Source organism: Burkholderia ambifaria AMMD (assembly GCF_000203915.1).
In the GTDB taxonomy this organism is placed as follows: domain Bacteria; phylum Pseudomonadota; class Gammaproteobacteria; order Burkholderiales; family Burkholderiaceae; genus Burkholderia; species Burkholderia ambifaria.
On record NC_008392.1, the window covers coordinates 1,135,611 to 1,162,023 of the forward strand.

Consider the following 26,413-nt stretch of genomic DNA (forward strand, 5'->3'; position numbering starts at 1 on the left):
ACGTGACCTTGATCGGCGCCTCGGCCTCCGCGAAAAACGCATTCAACGTTTCGGCGATTTGCGCGGTCCGCTCGTTGAGCGCGGCCTGCAGCGCCGGCCCCTCCTGTTCGATCTTCTCCAGCACGGCCAGCGCGGCCGCCATCGCGAGCGGGTACTGGCAGAAGGTGCCGCCGAACGCGGTGCGGTCGGCCGCGGGGAACGAGTGGTCGCCGTAGGTCCACATGCCGCCGTCGATGGCGTCCATGAAGCGGCTGGAACCGGCGATGACGCCCAGCGGCAGGCCGCCGCCGATGATCTTGCCGTATGTCGCGAGATCGGCCCGGACCCCGAACATGGCCTGCGAGCCGCCCGGATGGACGCGGAAGCCGGTGATCATTTCGTCGAAGATCAGCGCGATTCCGGCCTCCTCGGTGATGCGGCGCAGTTCCTGGAGGAACGCGACGGGCTGCAGGGACGGGTTGCGGCTCTGCACCGGCTCCACCATCACGGCGGCGAGGGTCGACGCCATCCCGCGAATGGCCTCGAGCGCGGCGTCGCTGCCGTAGTCGAGCAGGACCATGTTCTCGACCGAACCGAACGGCACGCCGGGGGCGATGGTTTCCGTCACGCCTTCCGCGTTCGCCGCGGCGAGCGTGCCGTCGGCATGGCCGTGATACGAATGCGTGAACATCACGATCTTGTCGCGTCCGGTCACGGCGCGCGCGAGCCGCATCGCGGTCATGACCGCCTCGGTGCCGGTGTTCGAGAAAGCCACGCGATCGAGACCGGTGACGCGCGCAAAGCGCGCGGCCACTTCGCCGACGAGCCTCGAGCGCGCGCCCAGTTCGAGCGGGCGCTGCCACTCGCGGGTGACCTGGTGCTGGATGAAGTCCGGCGTGTGGCCGAACAGATGCACGCCGAAGCCCATCGTGAAATCGATGTACTCGTTGCCGTCGATGTCCCACAGCCGCGAACCGGCCGCGCGATCGCCGACGATCGGATACAGCATCTCCTTGGTCGAGAACCGGAAGCCGACCGTGGCACGGCTGTCGGCCAGCACCGGGCGGGACGCCTGCACCGATTCCTTCGATTTCCGGGTGCGCGTCGTGTAACGCACGATCAGCGCTTCGAGATGCTCCTGCTGCACGGCGGACAAGCCACGCGCCCGCTGTTCGACCGGGCTGCCCCACGGCATCATCGGCTTGGCCGGCCGATTGTCCGCCGCGGCCGCAGTTGCAGTTGCAGGGGCGGGCTTCGTTGCGGGCCCGGCGGCCGGCGCCGCGATCGCGGCCTTTGGTGTGACGTGGGTGACGTTGGCGACGCTCGCAGCGCTCGCGACGGCTTGCGCGGCGATCGTCGTCGGCCGGACGCCGGCCTGGCCGGTCAGCGACGTGCGCAGCAATTCCATCTGCTGGCCCATGACGCGGGACAGCAACTGATTCTGCTCCCGCAATACCCGCTCGACCGTGGAGCCGCCTTCGGCCGCCACCCATTCCGCCGGGGCGGCGGCGAGCGGCGCGAGCGCCGCCTCGGACGGCGCGACCGCCACCGCGGACAGCGCGGCTTCGGCCGTGGCCTCGGGCTCGGCCGGGGCGGCAGCCGCCGGCAGATTGTCCGCGACGTACTCGGCGAGCGCCTGCACCGTCGCCAGGTCTTCGAAGAAGCGGCGCATGACCAGCTTCACGCCGTACTGTTTCTCGATGTGCCGGATGGCCTCGATCAGCACGATCGAGTCGGCGCCCATCTCCAGGAACGGCAGGTCGATGTTGATGGTGGCGGGATCGGCCTGGATCAATTCGCCGATCTTGCCGCGAAGCCATTCGAGAACCTCGCCGCTACGGTTGTGCGTCGGCGTTGCAGCGATGGGTGATGCGCTTGTCTGAGTCATGGACATGTCCGCTTTCTGGAACCAGGTACGGCTGCGTTGGAAGGGATAGGACGGCAATGCGACGCGCGTGGGCGCGGGTGTTTCGGTGGGGGCCCAGTCGACATCGACGCCGCGCGCATAAAGGCTCGACAGCGTTTCGACCAGCGCTTGCTGCTCGACTTGCGGCCGCTGCAGCGCAAGGAACTGGATCCCGGCGTCGGGCGCGCAGCACGCGCGGGCCAGGTTGACGAGCACCGGCTTGGGGCCGATTTCGACCAGCAGGTTGAACCCGGCTTCGGCGAGGCGCTCGACGCTGCTCGCGAACTGCACCGGCTCCCGGCAGTGACGGCGCCAGTACTCATCGGTGGGCGCCTCGTCCATCACGGCGCCCGTGAGATTGGAATAGAACGGGATCGCCGGGCGCGTGGCGCGTACTGCTTTTGCCACGGCCTGGAAGCGGTCCAGCATCGGCTCGACCAGCGGCGAGTGGAACGCGTGCGACGTATTGAGCTGCACGGACCGGATGTCCAGCACCGCGAACGCGTCGACCAGCGTCGCGATGCGCTCGCGCTTGCCGGAGATCACGATGCTGGCCGGACCGTTGACGGCCGCCACCGCGACCTCGTGCGGCCACGCTTCGATCGCGCGCTCGACCGTGGCGAGGTCGGTGAAGATGGCCGCCATCTCGCCGTCGCGGGGCAACGCCTGCATCAGCCGGCCGCGTTCGGCGATCAGCCGCAGGCCGTCTTCCGGCGAGAAGACGCCGGCCGCGCAAGCCGCTGCGTACTCGCCGACGCTGTGTCCCATCACGGCGTCGGGCACCACGCCGAACGACGCCAGCAGCGTGGTGAGCGCGAACTGCAGCGAGAACAGCGCCGGCTGGCTGTAGCCGGTCTGGTGGATATCGTCGTTCGGGGCCGACAGCACCTCCAGCAACGGTTTGTCGAGCAGCGGATCGGCCACCGCACGGCAGCGGTCGATGGCGTCGCGGAACACCGGATAGGCGTCGTACAGACGGCGGCCCATGCCGGCGTATTGCGAGCCCTGACCGGTGAACAGGAACGCCATCTTCACCCGCGGGGGCTGCGCCGCGTCGGCAGGTTCCTTCGCCTGGAACGCGCGCAGCTTTTCGATGGCGTCCTCGAGCGACGTCACAGGCAGCGCCAGCCGATGCGTGAAATGCGAGCGGCCGGTCGATGCCGAAAAGGCCACGGCCGCGATATCGAGACCGGGTTCGGCTTCGAGCCGCCGCTGATAGCGCCGGCCAAGCTCGCGCAATGCCGCCGGCGTCTTGGCCGACAGGACCAGCGGATGCACCTTGTGCTTCGACGGCGTCGCCTGCCGCACCGGCGCGGGCGCTTCTTCCAGCACCAGGTGCGCATTGGTGCCGCTCGCGCCAAACGCGCTGACGCCGGCGCGCCGCGGCCGCTCGCCGCGCGGCCACGCGCTCGCCTCGGCGCAGACCTCGATCGGCAGCGCGTCCCACCGCACCAGCGGGCTCGGCTGGCGGAAGTGCAGGTGGGCGGGAATGCGATCGTGGTTCAGCGACAGCACGACCTTGATGACCCCCGCGATGCCGGCGGCGGATTCCGTGTGGCCGATGTTGGTTTTCACCGAGCCGATGCGCAGTCGCCGGCCCTCGCCGCGGTCGGCGCCGAACACCGTCGCCAGCGCCTCGACCTCGACGGGATCGCCCAGCGGCGTGCCGGTGCCGTGCGCTTCCACGTAATCGATGGAGGCGGCGGGCAGCCCGCCCAGCGCCTGGCGGATGACGGCTTCCTGCGCGCGGCCGTTCGGCGCGGTAAAGCCGCTCGACGCACCGTCGTGGTTGACGGCTGAACCGCGGAGCACGGCCAGCACGCGATCGCCCGCGGCGAGCGCATCGGACAGGCGCTTGAGTACCAGCGCGCCGCAGCCTTCGCTGCGCACGAAGCCGTCCGCCGCCGCGTCGAAGGTCTTGCAGCGGCCGTCCGGCGCCAGCGCCCGCGTGCGCGAGACGGCGATCGAGTTGTCCGGCGACAGGATCAGGTTGACGCCGCCCGCGATCGCGAGATCACACTCGCCGCTGCGCAGATTCTGGCTGGCGGTATGGATCGCGGTGAGCGACGACGAGCACGCGGTGTCGATCGCCATGCTCGGCCCCTGCACACCGAGCCCGTAGGAGATGCGGCCGGCCGCCGTGTTGAGCGGATTGCCGGTGAAGAAATAGCCGTCGATGCCGCTGCCGCCGCCGTTGCGAAGCTGCAGATTCGCGTAATCGTTGGTGGTGATGCCGACGAAGACGCCGGTCCGGCTGCCCTTGAGACTGTCGACGGGAATGCCGGCGTGCTCCAGCGCTTCGTGACTGACTTCGAGCAACAGGCGCTGCTGCGGGTCCATCGCGGCCGCTTCGCGCGGCGTGATCCGGAAAAATGCCGGATCGAACTGATCGACGTCGTCGAGAAAACCGCCGAAGCGGCAGTACATCCGCCCCGGCGCTTCCGGATCGGGATCGTAGTACGCGTCGATATCCCAGCGCTCGCGCGGCACTTCGGAAATCGCATCCACGCCGTCGTTCAGCAGCCGCCAATAGGCGTCGAGATCGTGCGCGGCGCCTGGAAACCGGCAGCTCATGCCAACGATCGCGATCGGTTCCGGCGTGCCGGCCTCGCGCGGCGCAACGGCTGGCGCGGCCGGCCGCGACGGCACGGCCTGCGTCGGCGCCGCGCTCGCGTCCGCCGCCGTGGGGGATGACTGCTCCGCCAGGAAATCCGCGAGGGCATTGACCGTCGGATGATCGAACAACAGCGCGACCGACAACGGGATGCCAAGCACTTTCTCGAGCTGCGTGCGCACATCCAGCGCCATCAGCGAATCCATGCCCATCTCGAAGAAGCCGAGATCGCGGTCCAGCGTCGCCGCGCCGAAGCCGAGCACCTGGGCCACCGCGCGATCGATGCTATCCGCCAGCAGGCGCTTTCGCTCGCGGGGTGATGCGTCGCTCAACGCCGGCATCGCCAGCGCGCTTGGCGCGGCTCCGGCCACCCGCACGCGATCGAGGAACGGCTTGGGTCCGCGCGCCTCGTAGGAGCCCTGGAACAGCGCCAGGTCGATATCGACGACCGCGATCTGGGGCACGGCGGGGAGACGATCCAGCACGTCGAGCGCGCGATCCGCGGCCAGCGAGCGGATCCCGACGCGCCGCAGCAGCGCTTCCGCCTCGGGGAACGTCATGCCGCCGTGCGCCCACGGCCCCCAGTTCACGCTCAGGGCCGGCAGGCCCAGGCCGCGGCGATGATGCGCGAGCGCGTCGAGGAATCGGTTCGCGGCACTGTAGTGCGCCTGGTCGCGCGACCCCCACGCGGACGCGATCGACGAAAACAGGATGAAGAAATCGAGCGGGAACGGTTCGCTGTGCTGATGAAGCAGCCACGCGCCCGCGACCTTCGGTTGCAGGACGGCTTCCAGTTCCTCGCGCTCGACCTGCATCAGCGGCTTGTAGCCGACGATGCCGGCCGCGTGCACGATGCCCCGCAGCGGCACGCCGTCGCGCCGGAGCACGGCGAAGAAATCGGCGACCGCCACCGGATCGGCGATATCGACGCGCTCGCAACGCACGGATAGGTTCCGCGCGCGCAGCTCGGCGATCGCCTGCTGGCTCTCGTCACTGCGGGCCCCGTGTCGGCCGACGAGGATCAGCGTGCGTGCGCCGTGTGCCGCCAGCCACCGGGCGGTGTGCAGCCCGAGCGCGCCGAACCCGCCGGTGATCAGATAGGCCGCTTCCGGGTCGACCCGCAGCGCGGCCGTTTCGGCGGGCGCGAGCGGGCTCAGGCGCGCGACATGGCGCACGCCGTGCCGCAACGCCACCAGCTCCTCACGGCTTTCACCGAGGATTTCCTGAAGCAGCGCCTGCGTCTCGTCCTCCGGCGCGGCCGAATCGAGATCGATCGAGGTGCCGAACCATTCCGGATGCTCGATCATCGCGCCCCGCGCCAGGCCCGACAACGCAGCCTGTGCGAGCCCCGATACGCGGGGCGATTCGCCGGCTTCCACCGCGTCGCGCGTGACCACCCAGATCCTGGGGCGGGTCGACGGCGCCCAATCGCGCTCGCTGCCGACCAACGCGTGCACGAGATGCAGCAGGGCGGTGGCCATGCGCGACGCGCCGACGGCTTCGTCCAGCGCCCATAGAAACACGATGCGCTGGCCCGGGGCGGCGGTCTCGTTCAGCAAGCGGACGAAATGATCCGGCCGCTCGGGCGCGACTTGCCAGCCCGCTTCCGCGCCGCCGCCATGGTCGGGGCCGGGGCGCACCAGCGAGCAGGATGCGCCGCGCGCGCGCAGCAGCGCCGCGAACCGCTCGCCGACACCGCTTTCGTCCGCGAAAATCAGCCACGGGGACGCGTCGGCGGCGAATAGCGCCTCCGGCAACGCGGCTTGCGTCTCCCATGCGACGTGATAGAGCGGGTGGGCGTTCGGGGCAGCGGTTGCGGCGGGAGCGAACGCAGTCTGAAGCAGGTCCGGCAACGCGTTCAGCACGTCCTCAGAGTACTTGCCCGACGTCTTGAGGTGCCGCAACGCTTCCTCGATGCTGCCGGCATCCATGCCGACGATGGGCGCCGGCGTTTTCTCCAGACCGAAGCGCTGCCGCTCGAACGGGTAGTTCGGCAGGGTCGTGGCGGGCTGGGCCGGCACCGGGAACAATGCGTTCCAGTCGAACTGCGCGCCCTGCACATACAGCGCCGCGAGTGCGCGCTCCAGTGCATCGCCGGCGCATGGCGGCGGCAGCCAGCCGTCGGCAAGCCCCTCCGGCGTGGGCGGCGCTTCGGCCTGCGCGTTGGCCTGCGCTTCGGGTCGATTCGACAACTCGGCAAGCTGCAACCAGTACTGGGGATGCGTGACCTCGTCGGTCACCTCGGCGCCGAGACAGCCGGAAATCAGGCGGACCGAGGGCCGTGCGAGGGGCATGTCCTGAAGCGCGGCGCGCAACGCGTCGGCATCCGACCGGGCTGCGACGACGCGCAGCGCGTCGGCCACGCTCATGACCCCCGCCACGCAGGCCGCGACATATTCTCCGACGCCGTGGCCCGACACGACGGACGGGCGGATGCCCCATGCGTTCCACAGTTCCGCCCACGCGAACTGGATCGCGAAGCGGCCCTCGTCGGTATCGAGTGCCGCCAGCGGCACCGCGCAACGCGCGAAGGCGTCGCGGAAAAGCGGTTCGGACGCATGGAGTTCGCGTGCGACGCCGGTGTCCGGCGCACCGAACCTGAAGCCGATGCGCAACGCCTTGCCCGTGCGTGCCGCTGCCGCCGACGGTTCCCTCACGCCCGACACATAGGCCGCGCGAAACGGATAATGGGCTCGCCCCGTGGCGGCGGCCCGGCAGATGGCGGCCAGTTCCCGCGGCGTCGCGCCGGCGATCGCGCGCTCGTAGCGTTGTGCGAGCGCCGTGAGCGCCGCTTCGGACCGGGCCGACAGCAGCAGCAGCGTGCGCTGCGCGGCGTGGGCCGGCGCGACCGGCGGTTCCTCGACGATCGCGTGCGCATTGGTGCCGCTGAATCCGAACGCGCTCACCCCGGCGATTCGCCTGCGTTCCCCGCGCCGCCACGCGACCGGGTCGGCCGCCACGCGAATGGGGATGTCCTGCCACGGCGTATGCGGATTGGGCTGCGTGAAATGCAGATGCGCCGGGATCCTGTCGTGCTCGAACGACAGCAGCACCTTGATCAGGCCGGCGATGCCGGAGGCCGACTCCAGATGCCCGATATTGGTCTTGACCGAACCGATCACGAGCGGCTCGGCCGCCTCGCGCCCGGGGCCGTAGACGCCGGCCAGCGCCTCGACCTCGATCGGGTCGCCAAGGGACGTCCCCGTACCGTGGGCCTCGACATAGGAGATGTCGCCGGGCACGAGGCCGGCTTGATTCAGCGCGCGACGGATCACCCGTTCCTGCGAATCGCGGCTCGGCACGGTCAGCCCGCCGCCCGCACCGCCCTGATCGACCGCCGTGCCACGCACGATGCCGAGCACGCGGTCGCCGTCGGCGAGCGCGTCGGAGAGGCGCTTGAGCACCACCATGCCGCAACCTTCGCCGCGCACATAGCCGTCTGCCGCCGCGTCGAAGGTCTTGCACCGGCCGTCCGGCGACAGCATGCGCGCTTGCGAGAAACTGACCATCACCTCGGGCGAGAGCATCAGGTTGACGCCGCCTGCAAGCGCCATGTTGCTTTCGCGCGAGCGCAGGCTTTCGCAGGCCAGGTGCAGACAGACCAGCGACGACGAGCAGGCGGTATCGATCGCCATGCTCGGGCCGGTGAGGCCCAGCACGAACGACAAGCGGCCCGCGGCCATGTTCAGCGCGCTGCCCGTGCCGGCGTAGCTGCTCGACGGCGTCGCCGCATTGGACACCTGGATCGCATGGTCGAAGCAGGTAATGCCGACATACACGCCCGTGGCGGACTGCCTGAAGCGTTCGGGCGGGAGATGCGCGTTTTCGAGCGCTTCCCAGGCCACTTCGAGCAGGAGCCTTTGCTGCGGGTCGAGGTAAGTGGCTTCGCGCGGCGCGATCCCGAAGAACGCCGCGTCGAACTCATCCACGCGTTCGAGAAACGCGCCGTGGCGGGTCGCCATCTTGCCGGGCGTGGACGGATCGGGGTCGTAATAGCGATCGATGTCCCAGCGTTCGCCCGGCACTTCGGCGACGGCATCGCGCGCGTGATCGAGCAATTGCCAGAACGCGGACGGCGTATCGCTCTGGCCGGGGAATCGGCAAGCCATGCCGATGACGGCGATCGGCTCGTTGCGGTCCGAACGCAGTGCCGCGATCTCCGCGCGCCGCAGGCGCAGTTCGTCGAGCGCGGCTTTCAGTGCATGCGTGGCCTTGGCGTTCATTGGGCGCCGATCTCCTGGGCGATCAGTTCGGAAAGGTCGTCCTCGTCGAGGTCGTCGGATGCTTCATCGACGACAGGCGCGGGGAGCGACGGCGACAGTTCGTTGAGAACGTACTGGGCGAGCGTTTGCAGGTTCGGATAGGAAAAGAACAGCGTCGCGCGAAACGGCCGTCCGAACACCTTGTTGAGGCGGTCGGTCAGTTCGAGCGCGACCAGCGAATCCAGGCCGAGATCGAGCAGCGATTGCTCGGCCGCGATGGCGTCGGGGCCGGACAGACGAAGGGTCTCGGCCAGCATCTTCGCGAGCGTGTCGGTGATGAGCTCGACCCGCTCGCGCGGCGCGCACGCATGCAGTTGGCGCAGCAATGCCGTCTCTTGCTGCGCAGGCTGCGCGGCCGGTTGCGCCAGCTCGGAAAACAGCGCCGACCCGGCGGCCGGCGCGTCGACCCGGAACAGGGTCGGCCAGTCGATCCGGGCCACGCCGGACTGGACGACGCCGGACGCCATCAGCCGTTCCAGCGCCGCGATGGCCAGTTCGGGCGACAGCGTGCCGACGCCGAGCGCGGCCAGCTGTTCGTGCGCGCGCCGTCCATAGTCGGTCGCGGCGTGGCCGATCTCCGCCCACGGCCCCCAATTCACGCTGAGCCCCGGTTTTCCCTGCGCGCGCCGATGCTGCGCGAGGGCGTCGAGGAAGCTGTTCGCCGCCGCGTAGTTGCCCTGGCCCGGCATGGTGATCAGCGCGGCCATCGACGAGAACAGCACGAAATGATCGAGCGGCAGGTCGGCCGTCAGCTCGTGCAGATACCACGCGCCATCGGCCTTGCCGCTTCCGGCGCGATGGAAGGCATCGTCGTCCTGGCGCGTGAGCAACGCATCGTCCAGCGCGCCGGCGAGGTGAAAGACCCCCTTGAGCGGCGGCATCGAATGCGCGATTTCACCGAGCGCCTGCGCGACGTCCTCGCGACGCGACAGGTCGGCGCGAATGAACCGCGCGTCGAGCGTGCTCAGGATTTTTTCGGCCGCGGGGGAGGGCGCGCCGCGCCCGAGCAGCACGACCTTGCCGGCGCCGTTGGCGGCAAGCCAGGACGCGAGCCGCAGGCCGAGCCCGCCGAGCCCGCCGGTCACCAGATAGGTCGCGTCATGGTGGAACCTGATCGGACGGTGACTGACGAATTCGCGATTGTCGCGGGCGATACGCGCGACGTAGCGCTGTCCGCCGCGGAACGCGATCATGTCTTCACGGCCGCCGGCCTGTACCGCCTGCACGATGTGCGCCGCCGACGGCTGCGCGGGATCGAGGTCGATGAGCCCGCCCCACAGCGCCGCGTGCTCCACGGCGATCGCCCGCCCCAATCCCCACAGGGGAGCCTGGGCCGGGGCGCTCGATTCGCCGTCCAGCACGTTCATCGCGCCCGACGTCACCAGCCACAGACGCGCCTGCCGCGCCGCCGGTGCGCGTGACGCAAGCGCCCTGACCAGTTGCAGCACGCTCGCGCTGGCACGCCGTCTCGCCGCGATGTCGGCCGGCGCGAGATCGAGACTCCACAGGTGAACGATGCCCTTCAGCGGCCGGTCGGGTGCGGGCAGTTCCGGCGTCGCGTCGGCGAAGCGCAGCGTGCACGTATCGCCCGCGCTTTGCAGCAGGTCGGCCAGTTGCGCGCCGACGCCGCCGCGGTCCGCGAGAATCAGCCACTCGCCCTGCGCCGAAGCGCCGGTTGCCGCGTCGACGCTCGACGGTCTCCACACGCGCTGATAGAGCAGCGCGGACAAGTCGTGCCGCTCGATGGTGGACGCGGAACGCACATGCTGCAACCGCAGCGCATCGATCTCGATCAGCAGTCGCCCGTCGAGGTCATGGACGCGGATATCGCCCTCCAGCGCGCCTTGCCCGATCGGCTTGCGCAGCGTGGCGTGACTCCATGCATCCGTTGACGACGGCGGCTGATGAACCCGTACCGCACCGATCGAACTGGGCAGGTACAGGTCGCCCGCCTCCAGCGCGGCCGGATCGATCGCGGCGGCGAGCACACGGCTGCACGCGTCGAGAAAGGCGGGGTGCACCTGGTATTGCGACGACGCCAGCGCGTCGGCCGGCAGGCTGATTTTCCCCAGCGCCTCGCCGGCCGTGCGCCAGATCTGCTGGATCGCGTCGAACACGCCGTCGATCTGCACGCCGTGCTGCCGCACTTCGCCATTGAAGTCCGCGCCTGAAGTCGTTTCGATGCAGCGGGCCTGCACCGCGGCGGCATCGAATCTCGTCGGCGCGGCGGATTGCCTCGGGGCACACAGCTCCCGCAGCCGACGCAACTGCGGTAGATTGCCGAGGATCAGCTCGACCGGCGGACCGAAATCGAGCAGGCAGGCCACTTCGTCCACGCCGATCGACTCGAGATCGCGCACCAGGTCGACGCAGGTTTCCGGCGTGCCGATGAGGCCGCGCGATTGCGCGAAACGTTCGTAGAGAAACTCGACGAACTCGTCCAGTTCGCGCGCGCCCATCGCGCGCACGTCCACCGACTGCCCGCGGCTCTGCGCCAGCCCGTTCAACAGCCCGATATTGCTGCGGATGTAGTTGCAGAACGGCGCACGCGCCTGCTCGCGCACCCGCGCCGCATCGTCGCCGACGAACGTGTGCAGCATCACGGACACGGTGCCGGCCGCCGGATCGAAGCCATGCGTTGCGCGCGCCGCGCGGTAGAGCGCGATCTTTTGCGCGAGCTGGTCCCGATCCTGGTCGAGCACGTGGGTCAGCAGGTTGGCGCCGACTTCACCGGCGCGCACGAAGGTCTGCGGATTGCTCGCGGCGGTCACCCAGACGGGCAGCTCCGGCTGCACCGGCGTCGGATAGATGCGCAACTGCACCGGCTTGCCGACGCCGTTGCGCGCATCCAGCGACCCGCCGCGCCACAGATGCTGGACGGCGCGCATCGTGGTCAGCATGTCATCCTGCCGGGTCGCATATTTGTCCGGGGCGAACACGAAGTCGTCCGGATTCCATCCGGACGCGAACGACACGCCCACGCGGCCGTTCGACAGGTTGTCCACCATGGACCACTCTTCCGCGATCCGGATCGGGTTGTGCAGCGCTGCGACTACGCTGCCCGCGACCAGCTGCACGCGCTGGGTGGCCGCGGCGAGCGCGGCGTGCAGGACAGCGGGATTCGGGTATAGCGAGCCGAATTCGGTGAAATGGCGCTCCGGCACCCAGACGCTGGAAAACCCGTTCGCATCGGCGAAACGGGCGCTTTCCATGACAAGCTGGTACTTGTTGCCGGACAACGCCTCTTCACTGCTGGCGAAGAACATCAGGCCGAATTTCATGCGTGGCTCCGATCCGATTCGTGAATTTCGGCACTCGCGCATATCTGCCATGACGCGGCGGCGCGGGTGTCCTCGATCCGGTGATAGACGGCAAACGAAAACGGTCCCCAGGACCGGCGGCTCAGCACGGTCTGCACGCTGTGCGATGCATGCGGATGCAGCGGCAACGGCGCATGCAGTGCGAGGTCCTTCAACGTGGTATGACTGGCGGCGCCGATTTCCGACGTCGCCGCCAGCGCCATTTCCACATAGGCGGAATAGGGCAGCACGGGCGATCCCTTGACGCGATGACCGCTGAGAAAGGTGGTGGCCGGCGCGTCGAGACGCGACTGCCAGATCCACGTGGCCGGCGCATGCGCGTGCTGCTCCATGAGACGCCCGAGCAACGGATGCCGCGGCGCACGTGGACTGATCCAGAACGCGCGACGCTCGAACGGGTAGGTCGGCAGCGCGAGCCGGCGGCGCGGGGCGTCCTGCTCCACGGCATCCCAGTCGATGGACGCGCCGCGTACGTAGAGTTCGGCGAGCGTGCGCAGGATCGTGTCCCACGCGGCCGTGTGCGCGCCGATTTCGATCACGATGCCGTGGCTTCCCGCCGCGGCGCCGTCCGGCGCCTGCGGCACGTCCGCAAACGCGGCCGCGGCGCGATGCCCGTCGCCCGTGCTGCTGACGGCGCCCGGCGTGATGCCGAAGGACATCCACAGTTGCGCGAGCGCGCGCTGGAATGCCGTGAACCCGGCTGCGGCGGAATCGACCGCGGGCGCGTCGGACACCGCCGATTGCCGCTGCATCAGCGCGCCGAAAGCGGGGCAGGCCGAACGCAATTGCCGCACCGCGTCGTCGCTGCCGCCGTGGTCGGCGCAAAAGTGGAATGTCACCGCAGGCGGCGTGTCGGCAGGCTCGCCGGCCGACACGGCATCCAGTTGCGAACGCAACGTATCGAGACTCGACGCGACGATGGCCGCTCGCCGCGTGAAGTGGGTGCGCCCGGTATTTGCCGTGAACGCGACATCGCGCACACGGATCCCGGGATGGGCGTCGAGATACGCCGCATAGGACGCCGCCAGTGCCTGCAACGCTTCGGGGGTGCGCGCGGAAAGCGTCACGACGCGCGCCGCGGGCGCCGCCGGGTCGGCTTCGATCTCGCCGGGCCGTGGCGCTTCGGACAGGATCATGTGGGCGTTGGTGCCGCCGAAACCGAACGAACTCACGCCGGCCATGCGCGGCCCGTGTTCCGAATGCCACGGCGTGACCTGCTGCGGAATACGGAAGGGCGTGCCGTCGAGCGCGATTTCAGGATTGATCGACCGGAAATGGAGGTTCGGCGGAATGGCGCGATGGTGTAGCGCAAGGGCGGTCTTGATCAGGCTGGCGATGCCCGCCGCCGATTCCAGATGGCCGATGTTGGTCTTGACCGAGCCGATCCAGCAGTGATCGTCCGGCCGACGGGATTCGCCCAGGACGGCCGCCAGCGCGTTCAATTCGATCGGATCTCCGAGCGGCGTTCCCGTACCGTGCGCTTCGACGAAGCCGATGTCCTGCGCGCGTACGCCGGCATCGTGCAGCGCACCGCGAATGACGGCCTGCTGGGCCGGGCCGTTCGGCGCGGTCAGGCCATTGCTGCGTCCATCCTGGTTCACCGCCGAGCCGCGGATCACGGCGTACACGGTGTCGCCGTGCTCGAGTGCATCGTCGAGACGCTTGAGCAGCACCATGCCCGCACCTTCGCCGCGCACATAGCCGTTGGCTGCCGCATCGAACGCCTTGCATCGGCCATCCGGCGAAAGCATGCCGGCTTGCGTGAAGGAGTCGCTCAATTGCGGCGCCAGAATCAGGTTGACCCCGCCGGCCAGCGCCGCATCGGCCTCGCCGCGCTGCAGCGCGCGGCACGCGTGGTGAACCGCGACGAGCGAGGACGAACACGCGGTATCGACCGCCCAGCTCGGACCGCGCAAATCGAGCGTGTAGGAAATGCGGTTGGCGGCGACGCTGAGCGCATTGCCGGTCGCGACATAAGGGCCGACATCCGCGACTTCTTCCTGCGCCAGACGGATGTAGTCCGAATTGCTGATGCCCACGATGACCGCGGTGCGTCCGCCGGCGAGACGCCCGGGCGCGATCCCCGCATGCTCGAGCGTCTCCCACGCGACCTCGAGCAGCAGGCGCTGTTGCGGATCCATCGCTTCGGCTTCGCGGGCGCTGATGCCGAAGAACGCCGCATCGAACAGATCGACCTGGTCCAGCAGTCCGGTGGGCGGCAGGTCGCCGGCACGCTTCTTCGACGCGCCGACCGCGTCCCGGCCCTCCAGCAGCAGCTGCCAGAATGCGTCGGGATGACCGGCGCCGGGGAAACGGCATCCCATGCCGACGATCGCGATATCCGCGCGCGCTGCGGCGGAACCGGGCGCGTGGTCCGGCACGGCATTCCCGGTACCGCTCAAATGGCGCGCCAGCAGGGAAATACTCGGAAAATCGTAGACGACGGTAGGCGAGACCGGCAGCCCGAGCCAGTCCTGCAACTCGCCCGACAGCATGATGGCGTCCTTCGAATCGAGCCCGTAGATGCTGAACGGCGCGTCGGGGTCGATCTTGCCGGCATCGATTCCCGACAGACGCGAGACACGCTCGACGCACCATTGCACCAGCGTTTGCGTGTCGCGTAGCGCGGCCGTGGAGGGTGCGTACGTCGCGGAGAACGAACGCCGCCACTCGCCCGCGATCGCGAGCCCCTGTTCATCGAGGAACGCTTGCCTGATTCGGCTCCGCTGGATTTTTCCGCTGGACGTGCGCAGGATCGTGGCGGGCTTCAACAGGATCGCCGCATACAGATCGACGTCATGTGCTTCGGCGAGCTTGCGCCGGATCTCCGCAGCGACGGCTTCCGCGTCCAGCGTGTTGAGCGCTTCCCGGCGCACTTCACATGCGATGACGACCCGCTCCACGTCATCGACGTTGATCGAGAAAGCCGCCGACGCGTTGGGCGCCAGCGCGGGGTGGCTGCCCTCGGCCGATTGCTCGAGATCCTGCGGGTAGTGATTGCGCCCGGCGACGATGATGAGGTCCTTGAGACGGCCGGTGACGAAGAGGTTCTCGCCATCGACGAAGCCGAGATCGCCCGTGCGCAGGTAATGCGCATCATCGCCATCGAGCTTCGCGCGAAAGGTGTGCTCCGTTTCGTCGACGCGGTTCCAGTAACCGACGCCGACGCTCGGGCCCGTCACCCAGATCTCGCCGATCCGGTCGGGCGGGCAGCGCTCACCGGTATCCGGATTCACGATCTGCAGGCGGTGCTCCGCCCAGGCCCGGCCGCACGACACCAGCGCGTGGCGCTTGCCGCCGTCGCTTCTCGTCGCCACGCCTCGTGCGAGGCCGTCGGCGTCGTAGTCCGCCACGAGCGGCAGCGAGCGGGCCGGCTGACCGGAGATGAACAAGGTCGCCTCGGCCATGCCGTAGACCGGGCGCATGGTGTGCGCGTGGAAGCCACATGCGGCGAAGGCGCGCGAAAAACGCGCCACCGACTCCGCGCGCACCGGTTCCGCGCCGTTGAATGCAACGCGCCAACTGCTCAGATCCAGCAGCGCGCGGGCTTCATCGGATATTTTGCGCGCGCACAGGTCGTACGCGAAATCCGGCGCGGCGCAATGCGTGCCGCGATACTTCGTGATTGCCTGCAGCCAGCGGATGGGTTTCTGCACGAACGCCGCGGGCGCCATCAGCACTGCCGGCACACCGAGATAGATCGGCAGCAGCACCTTCCCGAAGAAACCCATGTCGTGAAACACCGGGAGCCAACTGACGAACACCGTCGACGCATCGGCATCGCTCGCCTCGGCGATGACCGCCATATTGCTCAGGATGTTCGCGTGGCTGATCATCACGCCTTTTGGCGTACCGGTGGAGCCTGACGTGTATTGCAGAAGCGCCAGCGTCTGCGGCGTGATGTCCGGTGCGCGCCATTGTTCGGCCGGTGCGTCGAAGCCCTGGTCCGTCGCAAGGATCTTCAGTTCCAGCGTGTCGGAATAGCCATCCGCGCGATGCGCGATGCCGTCGAGCGTGGCTGCGTCGGTCAGCGCGACGACCGGGCTGGCGTCGGCGACGATGGCCTTGAGACGATCGGCGGGACGATGCCTGCGCGGAGGATAGGCCGGCACGCCGATCAGGCCGGCGTACAGGCATCCCACCCATGCGCAGATGAATTCAAGGCCGGGCGGATAGACCAGCAGGACGCGATCGCCCGGTTGCGCCATGCCCTGCAGCCTGGCGGCGATGCCGCGCGCGCGTTTGTCCAGATCGCCGAACGTGAGTCGAGCCCGCTCCGATTCGCCGTTCTCGAGAAAAATGAATGCCCTCTTCTCCGGTTCGACCTTGCCGCGAAATATGAAAATTTCTGTAACAGTCCTGAATTTTGTATCGGGAAGCATCTCGACCTTCGTTGTCTGCTGAACGTTGAATTCCTCAGGACCCGTTGCGACGATCCCGCCAAGCTTGCTTCTTGAATTGGATGGCATGAAATTAGAGCACCGCTCCAACCCGACGTCTGCCCCGTAATCCATGGACACGGCGTTTCGCGCACTGGATCAATATGGGTTTTAATTTGCGCGCGCGGCCCTGCTAACGACCGGCCATTCCTTCGATGTCGGGGGAGTACGGGTCCAGCAGGGACACGACGACCTTGCGCTCGCCTTCGAACGGGTTGCGGCCATGCGCGAAGCGCATGTTGTCGACCAGCAGCACGTCGCCTCGTTGCCATGGAAACGTGATCGCGCATTCGCGGAACGCGTTGCGGATCTGCTCGATGTCGGCGAGATCGAACGGACTCCCGTCGCCATGGCACGCGTTGCGCGGAATTCGGTCAGTGCCGAACAGGCTGACGATCGAACTGGCGAGCGATGCTTCCAGGTTCGAGATATGGAACAGATGTGCCTGATTGAAGAACACCCTGTCGCGGGTGACCGGATGGTAGGCCACGCCCTGATTGATCTGTACGGTGCGTAACGTGTCGTCGTCGAGCCATTCGAGTTCGATGTCGTTGTCCGCGCAGAAGGTCGCAACCTCGCTGCGGTCGCCGGTCTGAAAGACGGTTTCCCACGGAATGTCGACATGCCGCCGGTAGTGCCTGACGTAGCGCACCCGTTTCGCCTCGAAGCGCTCCATGATGCGCGGCCCGATCCTGCGGCTCACCTCCCGCATGTCGGCAATCGGCGTTTCGCCGCCGGTCGTGGCCGGCGTCAGGCAACAGAATGCAATTCTCAGCGGCCAGGTGCGTTGATACGCGTTTTCGCAATGAAGTGCGATCGTCTCGCTCGGCGGATACTCGGTTGCGGTGAAGATGCCGTTGCCGATCGAGGTGCGCGGCGTGGAACGATAGACGTAGTCGGACTTATGGGCCGAAATCGCGTCGGCAAACGCTTCGAAGCCGCCCACGGATGACACGTCGAAGCCACGAAACAGCAGCGCACCATGTTCCAGAAGCCGGGATTCGAGTTCCCCCCGGTTGTCGTTCACCGCCAGCACGAGATCGTGCCCGTTCGCGCGTGCGTTCGACGCAGGCTCCAGCAGCCACGGAGAGCTCCCCTCGGCAAGCAGCTTGCGTTCCGTCATGCCCAGCATCGTCAATGGTCCTTTTCTGAACGAGGATCGCGGCGCAACCCGGACCGGTCGGCCTGCAGGGGTCGCGCCGCGGTGCGGCTAGGCACGGCAGGCTGTTTCCACGGCATGCTCGAAGCGATTGAGAATTTCGTGGATATCCGCTTCCGATACGACCAGCGGCGGCAGGAACCTGAGCACCGCGCCGTTGCGGCCGCCGGTTTCGATCACGAGTCCGTTTCGCAGGCAGTTCGCCTTGATGGCTTTCGCCCGTGCTGCATCGGTCGGGCCGGTTTGGCCGTTCGTGCCGGGTATGACGACTTCAGCGCCGATCATCAGGCCGCGGCCGCGTATCTGGCCGAGACACGGGAAGCGTTCGGCCAACCCTTCGAGGCCGGCAACCAGCAGTTTGCCCACTCTGTCCGCGTGCGCCGACAGGCCGTCCCGTTCGACGATGTGCATGGTCGACAAGCCGGCCACCATCGCAATCTGGTTGCCTCTAAAGGTGCCGGCGTGCGCGCCGGGCGGCCAGGTGTCCAGGCGCTCGTCATAGACCACCACCGATAACGGATAGCCGCCGCCGAATGCTTTCGACAACACCAGTACGTCCGGCCGGATGCCGGAATGTTCGATGGCGAACAGGGCGCCGGTTCGACCGAGCCCGGTCTGCACTTCGTCGACGATCAACGGAATTTCATGCCGAAGCGTCAGTTCGCGCAATTCGATCAACCAGGCGTCGGAAGCGGGGATGCAGCCCCCTTCGCCTTGCACGACTTCGACGATGATTGCCGCCGGTTTGGTTATCCCGCTCTCGGGATCGGACAGGACGGTCCGAATGTAGTTGATGCTGAGTTGATCGGTCGCCGAGCCATCGGTGCCGAACGGGCAGCGAAACACATAGGGATACGGCAGGAAATGAACGTCGCGTCCATTGCCGCCGGCCGATTTGGGCGTGAGATTTCCCGATGCGGCGAGTGCGCCGGCCGTCATGCCGTGGTAGGCGCCGTGGAACGCCATGATCGTCGAGCGGCCCGTATAGTGCTTGGTCAGCTTGACAGCCGCTTCGACGCCATCCGCGCCGCTGGGGCTGCAAAACTGGATCTTGCCGGATTCGGCGATCTTCCCGGGCAGGAGCGAGAAAAGCTTCTCGACGAACGCGTGCTTCGCCGGCGTTGCCAGGTCGAGTGCCTGCTGCATTTGATCGGACGACAGAAACCGCATGACGGCCTCATTGACTTCCGGGTGATTGTGTCCGAGCGCGAGCGTACCTGCATTCGACAGACAGTCGATGTATTCCTGCCCGTCGGAGTCGCGTACGCGTATGCCTTTGGCATGGGTAAACAGCCGTGGGAAAGATGTCGCGTAGGTCCGTGCCTTCGATTCGACATGCTTCAGATACTCGAGTTTTTCCATGCGCGGAGAGCCGGCTTGCGAGGCGGATTGATGGACACTGGCGCACGGGAATCGCTTCATCCCGGCCAATGGCGTGATTGGAGCATGTCCTCCATGTCACGTCTGTCACGTAAAAATGGGACACAGGCAATGCAACGTCACTACGTCATGAAATCGCCTCTCAACCATCGACGCGTGGTTTTTGGACGCGCCGTCAAGCCGGCACGGTCGAGCGGAAATAGTCGATGGTCCGCCGCAGCCCCGCTTCGAGCCCGACCGTCGGCGCCCAGTCGAGGTGGGCGCGTGCGAGGCCGATATCGGGGCAGCGTTGTGTCGGATCATCCTTCGGCAGCGGACGGAATACGAGCCGCGACTTCGAGCCGGTCAGGCGCAAAATGATCTGCGCGAGTTCGCTGATCGCGATCTCGTGCGGATTGCCGAGATTGATCGGGCCGGTGAGGTCAGCGGGCGAGGCCATCATCCGGATCAAACCGTCGACCATGTCGTCGACATAGCAGAACGCCCGGGTCTGGCTGCCGTCGCCATACAGCGTGATGTTCTCGCCGCGCAGCGCCTGCACGATGAAGTTGGACACCACGCGGCCGTCATTGGGATGCATGCGCGGCCCGTACGTGTTGAAGATGCGGACCACCTTGATTCGCACGTTTTGCTGGCGGTGATAGTCGAAGAACAGCGTCTCCGCGCAACGTTTTCCTTCGTCGTAGCAGGCGCGCGGCCCAAGGGGGTTGACGTTGCCGCGGTAACTCTCCGGTTGCGGATGTACGTCGGGATCGCCGTACACTTCGCTCGTCGAGGTTTGCAGCACGCGTGCATGCGTGCGCTTGGCGAGCCCCAGCATGTTGATCGCGCCCATCACACTGGTCTTGGTGGTCTGCACGGGATCGAATTGATAATGGATCGGCGAAGCCGGACAGGCGAGGTTGTAGATCTCGTCCACCTCCACGTACAACGGAAAGGTCACGTCGTGGCGTAGCGCCTCGAAGCTCGGGTTGCCGAGCAGTGCGGCCACGTTCTGCTTCGTGCCGGTGAAATAGTTGTCGACGCACAATACGTCGTGACCGAGTTCGACCAGCCGCTCGCAAAGATGCGAACCGAGGAAACCCGCGCCACCTGTCACGAGGATTCGTTTTCGATTACGTTGCACAATTGCACTCCAAGTATCGCGCGCAAGGAAGCGACGCGTGGCCTCCACGCATGCTTGACCGGCCCGCGGCGCCGGCATGGAAGCCGATAACGCGCGAGCCTCTTCATTCGACGATCACGGCACCGGCCGGCACGCCGGTCACGAGGATCGGCCCGTCATGCTTGCAGTGCGCTCCACGCAACGTGTTCCGTGCGCCGCAGGCGTGCCGCGATGATGCCGGCCATCGTCCGCATTTCGCTTCTCATAAAGAAATGATCGCCTTCGATCACATGAAAATCGAAGTGCCCGGTCGTCTCCGCGCCCCAGCCTGCAACGGCATCAACGGGGGCGTGTTCATCCGCGCGGCCCGCGAACGCGGTGATGTCCACCGCGAGCCTGCGCCCGGGCACGGGCCGGTAGTTTTCGATCAGCGTGAAATCCGCACGCAGCGCCGGCATCAGCAGCGCCATCAGTTCGCTGTTGTCCAGCACCGGCTTCGGTGTGCCGCCCATCTCGTGCAGTGCATCGACGAAGGCGCGGTCGTCCAGCGCCTGCATCTGTCGAACCGGTCGCTCCCTGCCCGGTGCGGCGCGCCCGCTCACGAACAGATGCCGCAGATTCGGTCGCGCCCGGGCGGGAAGCCGCAGCGCCAGTTCGACGGCGATAGCCGCGCCCATGCTGTGTCCGAGCAGTGCGAAGGGACGATCGAAGCAGTTGTCCAGGTCGCACAGCAACGCGTCGATCAGCGTCGACATGTCTCGCGCGGCAGGCTCGGACAGGCGGCTGCCCCGGCCTGCAAGTTCATGACGGCACACTTCGATGCCGGGCAACAACGCTTGCAGCGCACGATAAACGGCGGCCGAGCCGCCCGCATAGGGAAAACAGATCAGGCGCATGCGAGCAGGGACTCGAGCGGCTCGCTTGCTGCCCGCGCGCGGGAGATCGCGCTGCGGGAATTCACGTGTTCGGCGTTTTTCACCATTCAAGTTCCAGTCATTGTTGCCATGACGATGCGTCGGCATTCTTCACGTGGAGAGAAACGGGCGCGACAGCCAGGCGCGCGCAGGTTCATGCTCCGATGGCCGGTTCGTCAACGCTACAAGGGCGGTGCGTCGAGCACGACGCAACGCATGGAAGCATCGACTTGCGTCATGAAAATTCACGGTGCGCGCCGCTCGGATCCGGAATACGCCCGATCCGCTCTGGCATGAGTTAAACATGCGGCCGCGTGAATGTATGTCGTAGGAAAAGGGGACGCGCGGAGTCGAAAATGTCTGCCCCTGACGTCATACGCACATCACATGCTCGGCTTGGCGATCCATCCGTATCGCCTGAGCAGGCTGTCGGTCAGACCATGGCAGTCGCCTTCGACGCAAATCTCGGTCCAAAGTCGAGATCGCGTCAGCGGTACACGGAAACCTGAGCGGCCCCTCGCGTTGATGCGAGGACGGTAATGACGAACGGGCGCACCTTGCGCAGCGCGCGCCGTGCCGACTCGGGCGGGGAAACACGTAGGGAAACACCCGCTCTTGTTTCAGCGCGGATACATCGGAGTCGGTCCCGGTGCGTTGCGCGGCCGTGCGTATCGCAGTCCGCATGTCGGGTGGCATCCGACGCGTGCATGTGCAACGGTTGTGGATGAGAGTCGGTTGTCGGCTCTGCCGTCCGTTGCACGGCCTGTTCGCCGCGCGGAGCCGCGCGCGCAAACGGCCCCCTCCGGTCCGGGAAATCAGTGCGAACCTGACGCGGCGCGTAGCAAATTTGAAACGAAATCGCGTTTTTGCGTCGCGATTCTCGTGCGCGCCGCCCGGTGTCCCTCAAAGGGGCTGGATTTCCGATGGGTGGCACGCTTCTCGCTGGCGCTCGGAGGTAAGGCCAACGCCGACGCATATCAGCGCTGTGCCTGCATGGCAGCGGTTCGCCCTCTGAAGGGTGGGCGCTCACGCGTTCGCACTGCATTGCGCGGAACGCTGCGGCTCTTGCGATCGTATGAACGGCCGGTGCCCCCATACACGCAACCTCGGCAGCGGTGCCCGTGCATTGCTGCCTCGATACGAAGAGGTATGACGCGATGTTACCTAATCGACGTGAACGGGCGAAGGCGCCGGGGCTTGAATCCGGCGACAGGACGGCTGCTTGTCGGCCAGTGGCCGCCGTGGCGGCGAGCACGTCGTGGCTGGCGGTCCTGACCATCGCGGCGATCGTGCTGAACGGATGCACGCTGGCGCCGGGCATGAGCTTCAGCGACAGTTCGGCAGGGGGCGCCGCGACCACCGCACGGTTTGGCGACGCGTCGCGCGCGGTCCACGATGCCAGAGGCACCGGCGGGAAGGGCTCGGCTGCATCCGGACGCGATTCGGCCCCGGCGGGCTCGCTGATCGAGATCAATGACGAGCTGATCCGTACCGAACGCGCCGCCGTCGAACCGGGCATTCCCACCAAAGTGCGCAAACTGTTTGCCCGGCCCGGCCCCTATACGCTCGGTCCCGGCGATGTGTTGAGCATCGTCGTCTGGGATCATCCGGAGCTCAACATGCCGCCCCCGACGATCGGCGCCGGCGCGGACGCAGCCGGATCGAACTCGGTCGTCGCCGGCTATACGGTCGATTCCGGTGGCAACGTGCAATTTGCCTATGCCGGCCCGATCAAGCTGAGCGGCCTGACCGAGATGAAAGCGCGCGACCTGCTGGCGTCGAAGATCGCTCGCTACATCCGCAACCCGCAGGTGACGCTGCGCATACAGGCATATCGCAGCAAGCGAGTCTATCTCGACGGAGAAGTGCGCAACCCGGGCATCCAGATCCTCAACGACCTGCCGATGACGTTGCCCGAGGCGATCAACCGGGCGGGCGGCTTTACCGCGAACGGCGATCGTGCGGCGGTCGCGGTGACGCGTGGCGACGATACCGCCGTCGTCGACATCGCCGCGATGATCGAAAAGGGCATCAATCCGGACAAGATCCTGCTGCGCGATGGCGACCTCGTGCGCGTGTACTCCGTGAACGACCGAAAGGTGTTCGTGCTGGGCGAAGTCGGGCGCGCGACCTCGTTGCCGCTCAACAACGGACGGCTGTCGCTGAACGAGGCCCTCGGGTCCGCCGGTGGGGTCAGCCAATACTCGGGCGATGCCGGGCAGGTGTATGTCGTGCGCAACAAGCGTCCTGGCAAACCGGAAATTTTCCATCTCGACGCGCGATCGCCGGTCGCAATGGCGCTGGCCAACGACTTCGAACTGAAGCCGAACGATGTCGTGTTCGTCGATGCGTCGCCGCTCGTTCGCTGGAGCCGCGTCATCAACATGCTGCTGCCGAGCGCGCAGACCCTCGCCACCGGTCGAAACGCTGCGTACTGACGGCGGGCGGGACTCTGTAACCCTTCGTTTTCCGATCATTCAGCGCGCCGTCCTGGCGGCGCGCTGAATGATCGCGTCCATCCCATCGATCATGTTGTTGGAACCACGAAGCGTACGCGTCATGCCATTGGTTGCTCATACACCTATATCGATGAATCTCTCAAGCCTTGGTCTCGCATCGCCGCTCGTATGCGAGTGTGCTCTAACACACCGTAACGGAGGCCACGTGCGCATAACCTTCTTCCTTGAGATGCGTCACCTGATTCGATTCATCGAGTCCGGGCCATTTGCCGATGCGCACGAAGGCGTTTCCCCGTCGATCGATGCGCATGCCGGGCTTTGACGAACACGAAAGGGTGCCGACGGGATTCGGCGTATCAAAGACACAATCGATGGAGACGTTTCCATGTCGCACGCATACGATTCTGACCAGAAGGTCGCGGTTGTCGTGGTCGGGTGCTCGCTCAACGGGCTGGGCGTTGTCCGCTCGCTCGCCCGCGAGCGGGTTCCGATCGTCGCGGTGGATTGCAAACGAATCGGGCCGGCCTTGTGGTCGCGCCATGTCCGCGGGCATTTGATCCGAAGCTTCGTGGGGCGCAAGTTTGTCGACGACATGGCGCGTCTCGGCGCGATGTTCGAGCGTCCCCCGGTGCTCCTGCTGACGGATGAGGATGCCGTTCATTCCGTTTCCGAGAACCGCGAGGAGCTGGCGAAATGGTTCTGCTTCTGTCTACCCGAGGATCGCAACGTCAAGCTCATGAGCAACAAGTCGTCGTTTCATGAATTTGCGTGGCAGCACGGGTTCCCGGTTCCGCGCTCCGTCATTCTGCAGACTCAGGCCGACCTCGGCCTGCTCGCCGAGCTGCGCTTTCCGTGCGTGCTGAAGCCCGACGACAAGCGCTACGTGCTGACGGGGAAGAAGGACCGGGCGGTGCGCGTGCGGACGTTGAGCGAGGCGCGTGAACACGCGGTCGTCATGCTCAGTTCACCGGGCGGCATCGTCGCGCAGGAATGGATCGAGGGGCCGGGCAGCAATATCCATTTCACACTCTTCTATCGCGGAGCGGGCGGGGAAGTCGTCAGCGTGTTCACCGGCCGCAAGATCCTGAGCGATCCTCCCGACATCGGCAATACGGCGATTTGCGTCGCCGCGGATGAAGCGCGCGATGTCCTCGAGCCGATGACGCTGGACTTCGCGGAGCGCGCGGGCATGGTGGGCATGGGCAGCATGGAATACAAATGGGACGACAACTACAAGGAATTCGTGATGATCGAGCCGACCGTCGGCAGGACGGACTGGCAGGAGGAAATCGCGACGCTGTGCGGGGTCAATATTCCCGCGGCCGCGTATCGATACGAACTCGGCTTTCCGCCATTGCCCGCTCGAACGCATCATGCAGCGGTCGCGTGGCGCGCGACCTTCCTCGACCGGCCTCCGCCCCGCCTGACGGGTGCCGATACGAGGATGATCGACGGCTACTTCCGTTGGAACGATCCGTTGCCCGCGTTGCAGTTTTACTGCGCGATCGGTCCTCTGCGCCGCGTCGTCAGAGGATGGCGGGAAAAAAAGCGTACGCGGATTGCTCGACAAATACTCAGGGAGGCAAAGAATGCCATCGACTGACACGGTAATTATTGGCGCAGGTCCGTACGGCTTGTCGCTCGCGACACATCTGAAGGCCGCCGGCGTGCCGCATCAAATCCTCGGTCAGCCGATGTGCGCGTGGCGAAACTACATGCCGCCCGGCATGCTCATGCGTTCGGAGGCATTTGCTTCGAATCTCTGTGCGCCGCGACGCGGCTATACGCTGAAGGACTATTGCCGGGTGAAGGGCATCCCGTATCAGCCGGTGGGCATGAAGCTGACATTGGAAACCTTCGTCGACTACGGGCTTTGGTTCCAATCAACGCTGGCCGCCGAGACCCGGCCGGTCGAAGTCGTCGACCTGCGCCGCAGCGACGATGGCTTCAACCTGAGCCTGAGCGACGGCAGCACGCTGGACGCGCGCAGGGTGGTGATGGCGCTGGGCCTCAAGGGATTTGCCCACACACCGCCGGCGCTGCAGGGATTGCCGGATACCTACGTGTCGCATTCCGAAAAGTACGGCAGCCTGACGTGGGCCGCCGGACGGGACATCGTCATCGTCGGTGGCGGGCAATCGGCGCTCGGGCTGGCTGCACTGCTGAACGAAGTGGGCGCAAGCGTTCGCGTGCTGGTGCGAGATCAGTCGGTGGACTGGAATCCGACGCCGGAAACCGAGCGCTCGTTCGTGTCGAAAATGCGGAGTCCGGACGCAGGCCTGGGCCGTGGCTGGCGAACGCATGTGCTGTGCGAATATCCGCAGATCTTTCACGCGCTGAGCCCGCGATTGCGCAAGCATCTCATCGAGCGATTGCATGGGCCGTCCGGCGCGTGGTGGCTGCATGATCGCGTCGTCGACAAAATCCCGATCGCCGTCGGCACGGAAGTACGAAGCGCGGCAATCGATGACGACAAGGTGGCGCTGCGGGTCGCGAACGGGAACGGAGAGTCGACCGTCACGGCTTCGCATGTCATTGTCGCCACCGGATTCAAGACCGACATGACGCGGCACACGTTCATTTCGAAAGAAATCATGGATTCGATTTCACTCTTCAGCGGCGGGCCGGAGCTGACGAGTCACTTCGAGACGACGGTGCGCGGGCTTTACGTGATCGGCCCGGCTTCCGCGCAATCCTTTGGTCCGGTGATGCGTTTCGTCTACGGGGCAAAACACGCCGCTCCGCACGTGGCATTGCACATCGGCAACGCGCACCGAAGCGAGACGGCGAAGATCGGATGGCGCGACGCGGCGGGCCAACTCCTCGAGCCGACGAGCGAGCGAGACGGTTCGTTATAGGAAACCGGCACCAGCGCA

General features: G+C 66.6%; 10 protein-coding genes (1 of these 10 running past the window's edge). 3 read left to right on the forward strand and 7 right to left on the reverse strand.

What is annotated here, in order from left to right; translation table 11 throughout:
• From BAMB_RS32230 to BAMB_RS32260, 7 genes are all read right to left on the reverse strand, one after another.
• A protein-coding gene (locus BAMB_RS32230; RefSeq protein ID WP_011661346.1) for a hybrid non-ribosomal peptide synthetase/type I polyketide synthase crosses the window boundary here: on the reverse strand, positions 1-8,722 show its 5' portion. The gene continues 4,715 nt to the left of window position 1, outside the view; 8,722 of the gene's 13,437 nt are visible here — the first part of the coding sequence; the start codon lies at positions 8,720-8,722; its stop codon lies beyond the left edge, outside the window.
• Positions 8,719-12,042: a type I polyketide synthase gene (locus tag BAMB_RS32235; protein WP_011661347.1), complete on the reverse strand. Its 3,324-nt coding sequence runs from the start codon at positions 12,040-12,042 to the stop codon at positions 8,719-8,721. The genes BAMB_RS32230 and BAMB_RS32235 overlap by 4 nt, the downstream gene beginning before the upstream one ends.
• Positions 12,039-16,463: a beta-ketoacyl synthase N-terminal-like domain-containing protein gene (locus BAMB_RS32240; RefSeq protein WP_011661348.1), complete on the reverse strand. Its 4,425-nt coding sequence runs from the start codon at positions 16,461-16,463 to the stop codon at positions 12,039-12,041. The genes BAMB_RS32235 and BAMB_RS32240 overlap by 4 nt, the downstream gene beginning before the upstream one ends.
• A gap of 190 nt (positions 16,464-16,653) precedes the next feature.
• The gene (locus BAMB_RS32245; protein ID WP_011661349.1) at positions 16,654-17,652 is read right to left on the reverse strand and encodes a TauD/TfdA family dioxygenase; all 999 of its coding nucleotides are present in this window, start codon (positions 17,650-17,652) and stop codon (positions 16,654-16,656) included.
• A 78-nt stretch (positions 17,653-17,730) separates the two neighbouring features.
• The gene (locus tag BAMB_RS32250; protein WP_041491828.1) at positions 17,731-19,041 is read right to left on the reverse strand and encodes a diaminobutyrate--2-oxoglutarate transaminase family protein; all 1,311 of its coding nucleotides are present in this window, start codon (positions 19,039-19,041) and stop codon (positions 17,731-17,733) included.
• Between the two features lie 193 nt (positions 19,042-19,234).
• Complete coding sequence (locus BAMB_RS32255) at positions 19,235-20,185, reverse strand: UDP-glucuronic acid decarboxylase family protein (protein ID WP_006751989.1); 951 nt, start codon at positions 20,183-20,185, stop codon at positions 19,235-19,237.
• A 155-nt stretch (positions 20,186-20,340) separates the two neighbouring features.
• The gene (locus BAMB_RS32260; protein ID WP_011661352.1) at positions 20,341-21,186 is read right to left on the reverse strand and encodes a thioesterase II family protein; all 846 of its coding nucleotides are present in this window, start codon (positions 21,184-21,186) and stop codon (positions 20,341-20,343) included.
• 1,049 nt (positions 21,187-22,235) lie between these two features.
• Between BAMB_RS32260 and BAMB_RS32265 the strand changes: the two genes are divergently transcribed.
• The 3 genes from BAMB_RS32265 (at position 22,236) to BAMB_RS32275 (ending at position 26,395) form a co-directional block, all read left to right on the forward strand.
• Positions 22,236-23,516, forward strand: coding sequence for a polysaccharide biosynthesis/export family protein (locus BAMB_RS32265; RefSeq protein ID WP_011661353.1), 1,281 nt, complete (start codon positions 22,236-22,238; stop codon positions 23,514-23,516).
• A 406-nt stretch (positions 23,517-23,922) separates the two neighbouring features.
• Positions 23,923-25,140, forward strand: coding sequence for a carboxylate--amine ligase (locus BAMB_RS32270; RefSeq protein WP_011661354.1), 1,218 nt, complete (start codon positions 23,923-23,925; stop codon positions 25,138-25,140).
• A complete protein-coding gene (locus BAMB_RS32275) occupies positions 25,127-26,395 on the forward strand; it encodes an NAD(P)-binding domain-containing protein (protein WP_011661355.1) in 1,269 nt (422 codons plus the stop codon). Before BAMB_RS32270 ends, BAMB_RS32275 begins: the two co-directional genes overlap by 14 nt.
• Positions 26,396-26,413 lie beyond the last annotated feature (18 nt).